Below are 12870 nucleotides of genomic sequence, written 5' to 3'. Positions count from 1 at the left end.
TTGTTTTTGGCCCTTCAGCGCATTAATCCGTATTCACTGGAGCCCATCGCTCCAGTTTGGCCAGCAGTGCAGCCGCATTGAAGGGCTTGGCCAAATGGTCGTCCATGCCAGCGTCCAGACAGGCCTGCCGATCAGATTCCATGGCATTGGCAGTCATGGCCACTATGGGTGTCCTTGTACCTGCTGGCTCCTCCGCCCGAATCAGGCGGGTGGCTTCCAGGCCACCCATGACGGGCATTTGCATGTCCATCAGCACAATGTCCCAACCCCGGCTACCGAACAGGTCCACCGCTTCTTGACCATTGTGGGCCAGGACCACCGTATGGCCCCATTTCTTGAGCAGTGTCGTGGCCAGCATCTGGTTGATCGGGTGGTCCTCCACCAGAAGCACTTGCAAGGACTTGGACGGCTGTGGCGCCGCCATGGCGATCTGGGTGGTGGCACTGGGCACAGGGGACGCACTTTGCACCTGCAATGTGAAGTGGAAGGTGCTGCCCTGGCCTTCTGAGCTTTCGAGCCAGATCCGCCCCCCCATCAATTCCACGAGACGTGCGCAAATGGTCAGCCCCAACCCCGTTCCACCAAAACGCCGCGTGGTGGAGGTGTCGGCCTGGCTGAACGCTTCAAACACGTCCTTTTGTTTGTCTACAGCAATGCCAATGCCCGTATCCCGAACCGAGAATTGCAGCTTGAAGCCAAGCGCTTCCCCAACACAACCCACATGGACGTAAACGCCACCCTTGCTGGTGAATTTGATGGCGTTGTCACACAGATTGGTCAGTACCTGGCCAAGGCGCACCGGGTCTCCCACGACCTCATCGGGCAGATCAGGTTGCAGTGTGCTCTGCAGCTCCAGGCCTTTCTGCATCGCCCGGCTGCGCAGAGTCTTCAGTGTCTCTTCTATGGTTTGCCGCAGGGAAAACCGCACCGCCTCGATATTGAGTTTGCCCGCCTCGATCTTGGAAAAATCCAGCACGTCATTGAGGATGACCATTAAGGACTGCGCCGAGCTTTTGACGATCTGCAGGTACTCCCGCTGTGCAGGGCTTTGCACCAGGTCCAGCGCCAGATCGGTCATGCCGATGACGCCATTCATGGGGGTGCGGATTTCATGGCTCATATTGGCCAGGAAGTCGCTCTTGGCTTGGCTGGCAGCCTCGGCGCTGCGCTTGGCGTCGCGCAGCTCCTGCTCAATCCGATTCTTCTCGGTGATATCCAGAATCGTTCCGACCAGGCCTGTCACTTTGCCATCCACATCCGTCAGCGGCGCCTTCCAGTAAAGCCCCTCGCGCAACTCCCCGGTCCTACGGTTGCGAAAGGTTGCCTCATAAGTTTGTACCGCACCGGACTCAAACAACTCCTGGTCCTTGGCGCGCATCAGCTCTGCGACTTCTCCAGGTACGAGTTCGAATACCGAGCGCCCAATCCACTCGGTGCGGTCAATGCCAAACAACGTTTCAAACGCCTTGTTGAAGCGCAGGTAATGTCCTTGGCGATCCTTGAGGTAGATGGCCGTGGGCGTTGCCTCCAGCAATACTTCCACAAATCGCAACTGCTCGGCCAACCGGGCTTCCATGGTCTTGCGCACGGTAATGTCCGTGCGAATGGCAATGTATTGCTCCGGCAATCCATCCGCGCCCATGAGGGGCACAACCGTTGCATCAACCCAGTACCGCGCACCTGACTTGCTGCGGTTGCATATCTCGCCATGCCACACCTGGCCATGACTGATGGTGATCCACATATGGGCAAAAAAGTCCGCAGAGTGATGACCGGAGTTGACGATGCGGTGGTTCTGGCCCACGAGTTCGGCTTCTGAATAGCCGCTGATTTCCGAGAACTTGCCATTGGCATACGTGATATTGCCCTGCAGATCGGTGATGCTGACGATGGCATGCTGGTCCAGCGCAAACTTCTGGTTGGTCAGCGCACGCCGACCGAGTTCACGCTCACGCATCAGTGTGACAACCCGATTGATCAGCGTGTCTAGGTCATCCACGTCCAGTGGAACGGTGCCGCTGTCGGGCTCCACTTCCAGCGTACTCAATATCTGCCGCAACGAATCCAGTGCCCGCTGGCGCATTTGCAGCTCGTTGCGCAGGCGCAGGTCCAGCGCGTGCTGGCGCGTGACATCGCGAAAGGTCAATACATGGCCCGCAATGACATTGCTGCTGGAGAAGATGGTGGACATGGTGGTGTCCAGAATGACGCGCTGACCCGCAGGGCCTGTGACCTCGAGTCGCCGTACCTTCCAGTGCATGGGTTCGGCATCTTCGCTGAAGGCAGTGGGAAGCATCTTCTGCACATCCCTTCCCGCCAGATTTTGCCCGCCAAGGCCCAGCATCTGGTCCGCAGCTGGATTGGAATACACCAGCTTGTAGTCCGCATCGGTACGCAAGACGCCATCGGTAATCGCGTTGAGCGTCACTTCCGCCTCTTCGCGTTGCGCAGAGAGCCGACCCGCAGCGCGGTTGATGATGTCAATGGTGTGGCGGATTTCCACCGGGGCATCGGAATCCAGCAAGGCCCGGATGTCGATGCTTCCAGCCAGGATCTCACTTTCATGCGAGCGCACACGGTCAAAGTTGCCCAGCCAGCGCTTCAGAGGAATGCGTATCAGCACCACCCCCACCAACAGGGCGACAAGTGACACCAGCGCGGTGTAAATGGTCACGCGCCACAGCTCGGAGGCGATCTGCGTTTCGTCAAAACTCAGGCGCAGAACACCGTAGTCCTTGCCACCCACACGGATGTTCTCGTTGATGTCAAACAGACGCCCCGAGACCAGATTCACCAGCCATGTCGGTGGCGTGGCCCAGATGCGGGCGTGGTGATTGGCAGTGAGTACACCGCCCTTGGTATCAATGAACTGCGCCTTGTCGAAGTTCGATTGCGAAATGGCGCGCTCCAAGGTCTTGGCAATGGTGTCGTAATCGCCGATGATGGCACTGTCGCCAATGGTTTGCGCTGCCACATTCACCATCATCTCGCCTGCCAGCAACTGGTCTTCCATCTGCTGCACGAATTGATAGCGGTAAAAGATTGCCAGCCCCGCAATCACGAAGAGCAGCAGGGACACCACGTACAGCGAAAAAACCCGTCCCACCAAGGACTGCGGGAGAAAACGCTGCAATACCGTCATGGATGCGGCCTATTCAGTGCAGGGATACGGGTGCGCTCTGGTAGAAGCGCTTGTAGGCTGCGTAGTCGGCCGCGCTGGCGGCCACAAAATATGCGTCGTTGGGCAGTCCAACCTCCTTGGACGCCTGATGCAGGATGTCGCGCCCTTTGGGGTCCTTGTACATGTCAATGAACGCTGCAGCCACCTTGCGCACATCCGCCTCGGGTACTTTGCTGGATGCCATCAGCGCCAGATCCTGAAAGGGCTCGGAACTCCAAAGAACACGGAACTTCTTTCCTTCGCGCCGGGAATAGCCGTCCACCAGTTGTGAATTGCCGCCACTGGCAACCACCTTGCCAGCAAACAACTGGGCGAAGGCGGCATTCTGATTGCCTGCAAAAACCACTTTCACGTCAACATTCTTGGAGAGCAGGTACGCGTAGGGTACTTTGTAGATGATGAAGGCCTCGGGCCCTGCAAAGGCGACTTCCTGCCCCTTGAGCTGCGCAATGTCGGTAATGGGAGAGTCTGCTGGCACTACTATCTGCCCTTGCACGGTAGGTGTGTTGCGGCGGCCAAATACCTTCCAGCCCAACTGCTCGCGCTCCGGACTGAACAAATGGTTGCTGAAGACAAACTCCACCTCCTTGGCCAGAACAAAGCTTGTGGTGTCAGCCGAGGTACGCCCGATTTTCAGATTGAGTTTGACACCGCTCTTTTCTGAAACGTACGCAATGATGGGATTCCAATACGCCGCGGTGAGGTTGATGTCGTATTGGTTGACGGGCGAAAAGTTGTAGCTGGGCGGCTCTGCATGCGCTCCCCCACTCATCAAACCCAGAAAAATCGCGAGCGCCGCCGCCAGCAGCGCGTTGAGCCTCTTCTTCATGGGTATCCCCTTATCTTGCATATGGTCTGGTGCGGCGAACTGCGCGCACCATCATAAAACAGCCAATGCAGAATTTAGCGAATTTGCTGGGCCAGCGCCGTGTATTGCGCAACCGGTACCTCTTCGGCACGGCGTTGCACATCGAAATCGCCCGAGAAGCCTTTTTCCTCCAGCCAGCGGCCCAGCGTGTGGCGCAGCAGCTTGCGACGCTGGCTGAAAGCCACTTGCACCAGTTCGCTCAGCAACTGCACGTCCAGCTCAGCCGGCTGCTCCCAGGGCACCATGCGCACCACCGCACTGTCGACCCGCGGCGGCGGATCAAAGCTCTCAGGTGGCACAAACAACACGTCTTCCATGGCGTAGCGCCACTGCAGCATCACACTCAGACGCCCGTAGGCCGACGTGCTGGGTTGCGCCACCATGCGGTCAATCACTTCCTTTTGCAGCATGAAGTGCTGGTCTTCTATGAAGTCCACGTAGCCCAGCAGATGAAACAGGATGGGAGTGGAGATGTTGTAGGGCAGATTGCCCACCACGCGCCACTTGCCTGCAGCCTGCGAAGGCACGGCCTCGATGCGGCTGAAATCGACCTTGAGTACGTCGGACTCGATCACCGTCAGTTGACCATGGGCGCGCAGGCGCTGCGCCAGATCGCGATCCAGCTCAATCACCGTCAGATGCCCCAGGCGTTCCACCAGCGGTTGGGTCAAGGCTGCAAGGCCCGGGCCGATTTCCACCATGCGCTGCCCGGCCTGGGGCGCAATGGCGCGCACGATGGCGTCAATGATCCCCGCGTCCGACAGGAAGTGCTGGCCGAAGCGCTTGCGCGCAATATGCTTCATGGTTTATTGCGGCGGCTCGCGCAGCTCCACGTAGGCGCGCTCGCGCACGTCCTTAGCCCAGGCTGCATACGCTTCCTCGAGCTTGGCTTCACGCAGCTGGTTGCGCACCAGCTCGCGCACGTCACGCGGACTCAGGTCGACGCGGCGCCTGTCGTTGACCTGAATCAGATGCACACCAAAGCGCGACACAAAGGGTTTGCTGATTTCCCCTTCGGCCAGGGCGTTCATGGTTGCCTCGAATTCCGGCACAAACATGCCCGGACTGGCCCAACCCAGATCCCCGCCCTGCGACGCAGAACCATCCTGGGAGTTTTCGCGCGCGGCCGTGGCAAAGTCGGTCTTGCCATCGAGTATGCGCTGGCGCAATTCATTCAAGCGCTGGGTAGCTGCTGCGACGGACAGCTGCGGCGAGGTGCGCAGCAGGATGTGACGAGCCCGGGTTTGCGTAATGGTCTTGACCAGGTTGGTGGGTGCACGCCGCTCCACCACCTTGAGAATGTGAAAGCCCGCGCCCGAGCGAACCAAGTCAGACACCGCGCCTACGGCAACGTTTTGCGTGGCCTGCACAAATGAAGCCGGATAGCGATCACCACGCCGCAGCCCGAACTGGCCACCGTTGCTACGGTCCGCATCGGAATACTGCTTGACCAGCGTCGCAAAGTCCTCCCCCAAGCGGATGCGCACCAGCAACGCCTGCGCCTGCGCCTGCAATTGCGATACCAAAGTTGCGTCCGCCCGCTCCGGCACAGCCACCAGTAATTGCGCCAGGTTGATTTCCTGCGCCATCGGGTCGTTATTGGCGGCCTGCTGCTCTGCAATGGCCCGGTCCACATCCTGATCGGAAATACGGACACGGGAGTCCACCTCCCGCTCACGCAGGCGAGTGAGCGTGATCTGGTCGCGCAACTGGTCGCGCAATGTCGTTGCGGACACTCCCGCCTTGGCCATGCGCTGGCGAAATGCCTCCACGCTCAGAGAGTTCTGCTGCGCCAGGTTTTGCTCTGCTGCATCCACAGTGGTTTCGTCAACACGGATGCCGAATTCCGCCGCCATATGCAGTTGTGCGCGATCACTGATAAGCCGCTCCAGCACGCCTTTTCTCAGCTCTTCCGATGGGGGGACAGGCTGGCCCTGGGCCTTGAACTGCTCCGCCACGCGCAGCATGGCGGCACGCACTTCACTGTTGGTAATGGGTTCGGAATTGACCACCGCAACCACGAAGTCGGCCGACTGCGCTGGCTGGGCCAATCCGGACTGGCTCAGCAATACTGCCGAAGCAAGCAAGGCCAGGGTTCTGAGGCGGAAATTCATAAGCATTCTTATTCGTAGTTGCTGAAGCGACTGGTGTCGGCGGAGCCGGAATTGCGCAAATTCTGATAGCGGGAAATATTTTGCTTCAAGGTCGATGTCGGATCCGCCGTACCTACGCGTGTAAATCCTACAAACTCCAATTGGAACACCCAACGCTCCACCGCAGAAGAGGTGCTGGTCTGCAAACGGGAAAACACCACGCGGCCCAACCAGCAACCCGCATCGTACTCGACGCCCAGAATGGTGTCGGTGAGCTTGCTCTGGTCCATGCTGTAGTTCATGCGGCCCACCGCGTAATAGCGACCTTCACCTTGTCCACGCCCGGCGCCCAGATCCTGCCCCCGATCACCCCACAGGTCATTGATGGGCCATTGCCAGCTCACGTCGATCTGTTCGCTTACGTCGCGCTGGAAGCGGTAGGCCGCATTGATGACCCGATAAGGGCTGGGGTTGTACCGCGCACCTATGGTGGAGCGCACCGACTGGTCCGTCAGCGGGTTGTACTGGGTGGTGGTGTCCAGGGCCCAGCGCTCATTGAGATTGACTTCCGCGCCCAAGAGCAAGTCACTCAGCCCCGCCTTGGCCGTATCGGTGCTGCTATTGATCGTCACCCGTTGCTCTTCCATGCGCAAGCGTTGCGCAATGGCAAAGCGGGCGTATTGCGCACCGCTGTCGGGGTCCAGGAAACGTGTGGTGACACCCAGAGTCAGCAGGTTGTTATCGGAAATCTTGTCGTTGCCGACATAAGCGTTTTCCGTGTAGATGCTGGCAAAGTTGAAATCTGCTGCCCCGGTGTCATAGTTGGGCAGCATGCTTTGATTGACGTAGGGCGTGTACACATAGAACGCCCGTGGCTCCAGGGTCTGCACATAGTTGCGTCCCAGGAGCGTGCTCTCCCGCTCAAATACCAGGCCGCTGTCCAGACTGAAAGTGGGCACCACGCTGTTGGCGGACTGGCTGCCATCACTCAGCATGGAATCAAACTGGTAGCTGGTTGCATGCAATTGCAGTTTGGGCGTTATGTAGCCTTCAGGGGCCAGCCAGGGACGACTCACCTGCATCAGGGCGAAGGTACGCTGGGCGTTGGGCTGCCCTGTCAAGTGGCTGTCTGCCTGGAACTGGGTGAAGTCACCATCCAGCGAGTAGTCAAAACCACTGACATTGTTCTTGCCATAGTGCGCCGTGATCTGTGGCATGCGGTCATAGGGCGGGACGATGGGCGCATCCGGGTCCTGCAAGGTCTGCCATTGCAGCATGTGCACCGTCCCGCTGACTGGGCCGGACGACCAGCTGGCCAGAATGTCTCCCGACAGAAGACGCTGTGTCAGTGTCGTTTCCGGACTGCTGAAATCGCGCCAGTAGTTGTTGTCACTGACCCGGTTGATATTCATCGCCAGTGTCACGGGCGCCACATTGGGAATGCCGGTGTTGATCGTGTCGTTGTGGACGAACACCAGACCCCAGCGATCCAGATCGCGCATCTTGTCGCCGGGCATGCTGTCCACGAACAGCCGTCCGTTGTAGGTAGGCTCCAGGTAACGGAAGTTGGCTGCCACATCCACACCACGGGAGGCCATCAGCGTCGGGGTGATGGTGGCATCGCGATTGGGCGCAATGTTCCAGTAGTACGGCACGGCCACGGTGGTGCCGCTGACGTTGTCAAAACCCACCGTCAACGGCAAGAAGCCCGAGCGACGCTTCTCGGTCAGGGGAAAGCCAATGGCGGGCACCGGCAAAATGGGGACACCCTTGAAGCTCAGATAGGCACCTTCGGCCAGTCCCTCTTCTTCGTCATTGTCCAGTGTGATGGTGGTGGCGCGCAAAACCCAATCCGGCATCCAGCTCGGGCCAGGCAGGCGCCTGCAAGTGGTGTAGGTGGCGTCGTGCACCACGGTGTGGGACTCGTCCAGAAAGTCGGCACGTGAGGCTTCGCCATGGGCATCGTTCTTGCCAAAGTGGTAGGACGGTTGCTGGAAGAATCCCTCAAAGCTCTCGACCTGGATCTCCATGAGCGGGCCTTCGTACAGGTTGCCATTGCGGTAGATCCGCACATTCCCGCTGGCGCGCGCCTGGTCGCTGGGCTGGTTGTACTCCAGCCGGTCGGCACGTATTACGGTATCGGCCTTGCGCAACTCGGCGTTGCCCTGTATGACGGTTTCCAGATCGGTGCGCCCTGAGACCGTATCCCCACGCAGAAATACCGGTGATTCACGGCGCTGCGCGGAAGTCAGTTCCTCGCTCAAGGCGGGTGTGGGTTTGAGCTGCAATCCCTGGTCCGAAGACGTTTGGGTCTGTGCCAGGCTGGCCTGCACACTGCCCCACGCCGTCAGGCATTGCACAACAGCAAGGCACAGGCGCTGCGGCGTGCAACGAAACGCTCGGGGAAAAGGCAACATGGAGACAGCAGGCGCGATGATGAAGGCGTAGAAGAGGGGCGGAGTGTAGGCGGGCTTTGTAGAATGGATTATCCATGAGCAACCCACCCGCCGTACCATCCCCCGCCCCAGACAAGGACAAGCTGCCGCACTGGCCCGACCCGCAACGGCAAGCGCAGTTCCAGCAATGGCTTGGCAGCCTGCCCACCGAACTGGCCCTGGAACCATCCAGCTTGCGCCTGGCCTCGGCCGACGCCAGCTTCCGTCGCTACCTGCGCATCGAAAGCGGTCGCGGCAGTCTGGTCATCATGGACGCACCACCCGACAAGGAGGACTGCAAACCTTTTGTAAAGGTCGGCCAATTGATGCAGGCCGCCGGTTTGCGCGTGCCCGAGGTGCTGGCCTGGGACGAGCCGCACGGCTTCCTGCTGCTGACCGACCTGGGCTCCAAGACCATGCTGCAAAGCATGGACCTGCAGGCCCCACCGCCGCTGGACTGGTACCTGCAGGCCGTGGACCAGCTGCTGCAGTGGCAACTGGCTTCGCAACCGGAAGTGTTACCCCCCTATGACAAGCCGCTGCTGCGCCGCGAACTGGAGCTATTCCCGCAGTGGTATATCGTCCGGCACCGCAAGGTGGAGCTCGACAGCAAGCAGCGCGCAACGCTGGACGAAGCGTTTGAGCGCATCATCCAGAACAACCTGAGCTGGCCCAGCGTGTACGTGCACCGGGACTTCATGCCGCGCAATCTGATGATGTCGCCCCAGGGCATGGGCGTGCTGGATTTTCAGGACGCGGTGTACGGCCCCATCACCTACGACATTGCCAGCCTGATGCGCGACGCTTTCCTGACCTGGGAAGAAGAGTTCTGCCTGGACGTCACCGTGCGCTATTGGCAAAAGGCGCGCAAGGCCGGGCTGCCCGTGGGGGATGACTTCGGCGCTTTCTACCAGGGCGTGGAATGGATGGGCCTGCAACGCCACCTCAAGGTCGCCGGCATTTTTGCGCGCCTGACCCTGCGCGACGGCAAGCCGCAGTACCTGGCTGATACGCCACGCTTCATCCACTACATCCGCTCCACCTGCAGCCGCTACATGGCGCTCAAGCCGCTGCTGCGTCTGGTGGAGTCTGTTGAAGGCATCGAGGTGCCCACCGCCTTTGTCTTCGGCAAGTTCTGAGCGAGCGCAGCACCCGCAACCCCATCGGACCATGCCGCGCTTCTATTGCCCCGCCCCGCTGCAGACCGGCGCCCTGCTGGATCTGCCGGCTGGCGCGGCGCGTCACGTGCAGGTATTGCGGCTGCAACCGGGTGACGCCATCACCTTGTTCAACCACGGGCCTGGTTGGGCCGGCACCAGCCCGGGTGGTGAATTCGATGCCACCGTCACCCTCATGGGCCGCAGCCAGGTGCAAGTGCAGGTCGGCGTCCACCATGCGTTGGAGCGCGAGGCACAGCGTGCCGTGCATCTGGCCGTGGGCATGCCTGCCAATGAACGCATGGACTGGCTGGTCGAGAAGGCGGCCGAACTGGGTGTGGCCAGCATCCAGCCCCTGATGACGGAGCGCAGCGTACTGCGTCTTGCTGCCGAGCGCGCTGCCAAGAAGGTGGAGCACTGGCAGGGTGTGGCGATTGCTGCCTGCGAGCAATGCGGTGGCAACCGTGTGCCTGTGGTGCATGGCATCAAAACCTTGCACCAGTGGCTTACCACCCTTGAACACCAATCCCAGGAAGCACCCCAGCGCCTGCTGCTGTCGCTGCGTGAAGGCAGCGTGCCTTTGCGCAGTCTGGCTCCGACTGCGACCGGTGCCTGCTTTCTGTCGGGTCCGGAGGGCGGGCTCAGCGCAGTGGAAGAGAGTGCGGCCATTGCTGCCGGTTTTGCGCCGGTCAGCCTGGGAGCACGGGTTTTGCGGGCGGAAACGGCGGCACTCACCGCACTGGCGCTACTGGCCTAAAAGCGCTGATCCAGCCACTGCTGCAGGGCGGCAAATACCGGCTCGGCGTGCAGCTCATTGAAGATCTCGTGGTACAGCGCCTCGAAGCACTGACTTTGCACCACGCCCTGGGGCGCGGCTTGCGCAAAGCGGCGACTGCCCTCGGCGTTCACCAACCGATCCTGCCCGGCATACAGCAGCAAAGTGGGCACCGTCCAGCCGGGTGCCAGGGCGACCGTGGCCGGACCAGTTTCTGCAATCCACGACCCCAGCCGCGCGCTGATGCGGTCATGTACCAAGCGGTCTGCCATGTACGCCTGCACCACCTGGGGATCGTGCGAAATGTCAGCGGGATTCAGGCCATTGCCCACGCGCAAGTCGGGCAGCACGCGGGGAATCAGCGACACAAGAACTTTCTGGAATGCGCTCAAGCCCGCATCCAGCGCCGGGGAGGACAGCACCAGTGCCTGCACCGGGCGCAACTTCAAAGATACTAGGCGTGCCGCCACCAAGCCGCCCATGCTGTGCCCCAGCAATATCAGCGGCACATCCGCTGCCATGCGTGTGCGGGTTTCATCCAGCACCTCTGCCAGGTCGTCGAGCAAACAGCTGTCGTTGGGCAGCGAGCCACGTGCGCCATGCGACTCACCATGCCCGTGCTGGTCGTAGCCGCGCACGGCAAAGCCCCAGGTGGTGAGCCGGTCCGCCAGCGCTTCATAGCGACCCATGTGTTCTCCCAACCCGTGCACCAGCACCACCACGCCACGCACGGCCAGACCGGGTTGCAACATCCAGTCGTAAATGGCCAGGGTGCGGCCATCGCGGGTGATGTGGGGCGAGAGAACGGGTTCAACCATGGTCTCGGGCAGCGGAGTCACGCTCAAGGTGTCAGGGCGATGACCTGAGCCACTGCGGCAGTCAGCTTCTTGGCATAGGGCACATGCAGGAACTCGTTGGGTCCGTGCGCATTGCTCTTGGGTCCCAGCACGCCGCACACCATCATCTGCGCCTTGGGAAAGCCCTTGGACAGCATGTTCATCAGCGGAATGGTGCCGCCCTGGCCGATGTAGCCACACGGTGCGCCAAAGTAGGTTTGCGAGGCATCGTTGAGCGCGCGCTCGAACCAGGGCGCCGTATCGGGCGCATTCCAGCCTGTGGCCATGCCCAACGGTTCAAAGGTAACGTGCGCCTTGTAAGGCGCATTGTCTTCCAGCAAGGCCTTGAGCTGTTGAACCGCAGTGTGCGCCTCCACCAAGGGTGGCAGACGCAGCGAAAGCTTGAAGGCGGTGTACGGGCGCAGCACATTGCCGGCGTCCTTCATGTCGGGGAATCCATCCACGCCGACCACGCTGAGCGTGGGCGCCCAGGTACGGTTGAGCAGGCCTTGCAGCGGATCGGTGGTGGTGGGCAGCGCAAAAGTCTTGGCACCATCGCAGTCGTAATGCGCCCAGGGGAAGTTCTGGAACATCGCATCGCCCAGGATGGCGGCGGTGGCTTTTGCCTGGGCCAGGCGTTCTGCCGGCACTTCGCAGTGGAACGCCGCTGGCAGCAGGCGGCCGGTGGCGCTGTCTTCCAGGCGGTCCAGCACCTGGCGCATGATGCGAAAGCTCGAGGGCACCAGGCCGCTGGCATCGCCCGAATGCACACCCTCGGTGAGGATTTGCACCTTGAGCACACCGGCGGCCACACCGCGCAGGCTGTTGGTCAACCAGAGCTGGTCGTAGTTGCCCGCGCCGGAGTCCAGGCAGATCACCAGTCCCACATCGCCCAGGCGATTGCCCAGCACCTCGATGTACTGCAACAGGTTGGGTGAACCACTCTCCTCGCAGGTTTCAATCAGGCCAACGATGCGCGGATGCTCCACCTGCTGGCTCTTGAGCGCCTGAATGGCGGCAATGGCTGCGTAGGCGGCATATCCATCGTCGGCACCGCCACGCCCGTAGAGCTTGCCGTCTTCGTATTTGGGCGTCCAGGGACCCAGGTCCGAACGCCAGCCGGTGAACTCGGGTTGCTTGTCCAGATGGCCATACATCAGCACCGTGTGCTCGGCCAGGCTGCGCGTGGCAGCCACCTCGAAAAACAGCACCGGCGTCTGACCCGGCAGGCGCACGACTTCCAGCGTCAGGCCGGGAACCTTCTGGGCTTCGATCCAGGTAGCGGTATTGCGCACCACCGTCTCCAGCAAACCCTTGGCCTCCCAGTCCGCCTCGAACATCGGCGACTTGGCGGGAATGGCGATGTAGTCGGTCAGCTCCGGAACAATGCGATGGTCCCAGGCACTGGTAATTTCACCAAGGGCTTGCGAGGCGTTGAGAGCCTGTGGAGGAATGCGGGCGTTCATGGGGTCTCCTGGATCAAGTCACCGCGAGTGGCGGCAACAGAATCATGCCACGCCCGCCG

The 12870-nt window shown here is 60.9% G+C and carries 9 protein-coding genes; 2 read left to right on the top strand and 7 right to left on the bottom strand.

What is annotated here, in order from left to right:
- Positions 1–22 precede the first annotated feature (22 nt).
- The 5 genes from AAGF34_RS08730 to AAGF34_RS08710 all read right to left on the bottom strand — a co-directional run bounded on the left by AAGF34_RS08730 (position 23) and on the right by AAGF34_RS08710 (position 8559).
- Positions 23–3142 carry a PAS domain S-box protein gene (locus tag AAGF34_RS08730; protein WP_342620223.1) on the bottom strand — a complete coding sequence of 1040 codons (3120 nt, stop codon included), beginning with the start codon at positions 3140–3142 and terminating at the stop codon, positions 23–25.
- Between the two features lie 13 nt (positions 3143–3155).
- On the bottom strand, positions 3156–4010 hold the full coding sequence (locus AAGF34_RS08725) for a phosphate/phosphite/phosphonate ABC transporter substrate-binding protein (protein WP_342620222.1): 855 nt from the start codon (positions 4008–4010) through the stop codon (positions 3156–3158).
- A gap of 74 nt (positions 4011–4084) precedes the next feature.
- Positions 4085–4852, bottom strand: a complete 768-nt coding sequence (gene rsmA, locus AAGF34_RS08720; RefSeq protein ID WP_342620221.1) for a 16S rRNA (adenine(1518)-N(6)/adenine(1519)-N(6))-dimethyltransferase RsmA — start codon at positions 4850–4852, stop codon at positions 4085–4087.
- Between the two features lie 3 nt (positions 4853–4855).
- Positions 4856–6163, bottom strand: coding sequence for a peptidylprolyl isomerase (locus AAGF34_RS08715; RefSeq protein WP_342620220.1), 1308 nt, complete (start codon positions 6161–6163; stop codon positions 4856–4858).
- An 8-nt stretch (positions 6164–6171) separates the two neighbouring features.
- Positions 6172–8559, bottom strand: coding sequence for an LPS-assembly protein LptD (locus AAGF34_RS08710; RefSeq protein WP_342620219.1), 2388 nt, complete (start codon positions 8557–8559; stop codon positions 6172–6174).
- Between the two features lie 74 nt (positions 8560–8633).
- On the opposite strand from AAGF34_RS08710, the gene AAGF34_RS08705 reads away from it, so the two are divergent.
- Positions 8634–9716, top strand: a complete 1083-nt coding sequence (locus tag AAGF34_RS08705; protein WP_342620218.1) for a phosphotransferase — start codon at positions 8634–8636, stop codon at positions 9714–9716.
- A 31-nt stretch (positions 9717–9747) separates the two neighbouring features.
- Complete coding sequence (locus AAGF34_RS08700; protein ID WP_342620217.1) at positions 9748–10491, top strand: 16S rRNA (uracil(1498)-N(3))-methyltransferase; 744 nt, start codon at positions 9748–9750, stop codon at positions 10489–10491.
- Here the strand turns inward: AAGF34_RS08700 and AAGF34_RS08695 are convergent.
- Entirely contained in the window at positions 10488–11327 is an 840-nt protein-coding gene (locus AAGF34_RS08695; RefSeq protein ID WP_342621064.1) for a lysophospholipase, read from the bottom strand. The genes AAGF34_RS08700 and AAGF34_RS08695 overlap by 4 nt on opposite strands.
- A gap of 23 nt (positions 11328–11350) precedes the next feature.
- On the bottom strand, positions 11351–12811 hold the full coding sequence (locus tag AAGF34_RS08690) for a M20/M25/M40 family metallo-hydrolase (protein ID WP_342620216.1): 1461 nt from the start codon (positions 12809–12811) through the stop codon (positions 11351–11353).
- Positions 12812–12870: the final 59 nt, after the last annotated feature.

The sequence above is a fragment of the Rhodoferax sp. GW822-FHT02A01 genome (assembly GCF_038784515.1).
In the GTDB taxonomy this organism is placed as follows: Bacteria; Pseudomonadota; Gammaproteobacteria; order Burkholderiales; family Burkholderiaceae_C; genus Allorhodoferax.
The sequence above is the reverse complement of the archived record's forward strand: the minus strand, read 5'-3'. Positions and strand labels throughout refer to the sequence as shown.

What these genes read in the sequence shown, in the direction of transcription:
- AAGF34_RS08695 (WP_342621064.1), bottom strand. Translation starts at nt 11,327, where the DNA reads ATGGTTGAACCCGTTCTCTCGCCCCACATCACCCGCGATGGCCGCACC.
- AAGF34_RS08710 (WP_342620219.1), bottom strand. Translation starts at nt 8,559, where the DNA reads ATGTTGCCTTTTCCCCGAGCGTTTCGTTGCACGCCGCAGCGCCTGTGC.
- AAGF34_RS08730 (WP_342620223.1), bottom strand. Translation starts at nt 3,142, where the DNA reads ATGACGGTATTGCAGCGTTTTCTCCCGCAGTCCTTGGTGGGACGGGTT.
- AAGF34_RS08690 (WP_342620216.1), bottom strand. Translation starts at nt 12,811, where the DNA reads ATGAACGCCCGCATTCCTCCACAGGCTCTCAACGCCTCGCAAGCCCTT.
- AAGF34_RS08715 (WP_342620220.1), bottom strand. Translation starts at nt 6,163, where the DNA reads ATGAATTTCCGCCTCAGAACCCTGGCCTTGCTTGCTTCGGCAGTATTG.
- rsmA (WP_342620221.1), bottom strand. Translation starts at nt 4,852, where the DNA reads ATGAAGCATATTGCGCGCAAGCGCTTCGGCCAGCACTTCCTGTCGGAC.
- AAGF34_RS08700 (WP_342620217.1), top strand. Translation starts at nt 9,748, where the DNA reads ATGCCGCGCTTCTATTGCCCCGCCCCGCTGCAGACCGGCGCCCTGCTG.
- AAGF34_RS08705 (WP_342620218.1), top strand. Translation starts at nt 8,634, where the DNA reads ATGAGCAACCCACCCGCCGTACCATCCCCCGCCCCAGACAAGGACAAG.
- AAGF34_RS08725 (WP_342620222.1), bottom strand. Translation starts at nt 4,010, where the DNA reads ATGAAGAAGAGGCTCAACGCGCTGCTGGCGGCGGCGCTCGCGATTTTT.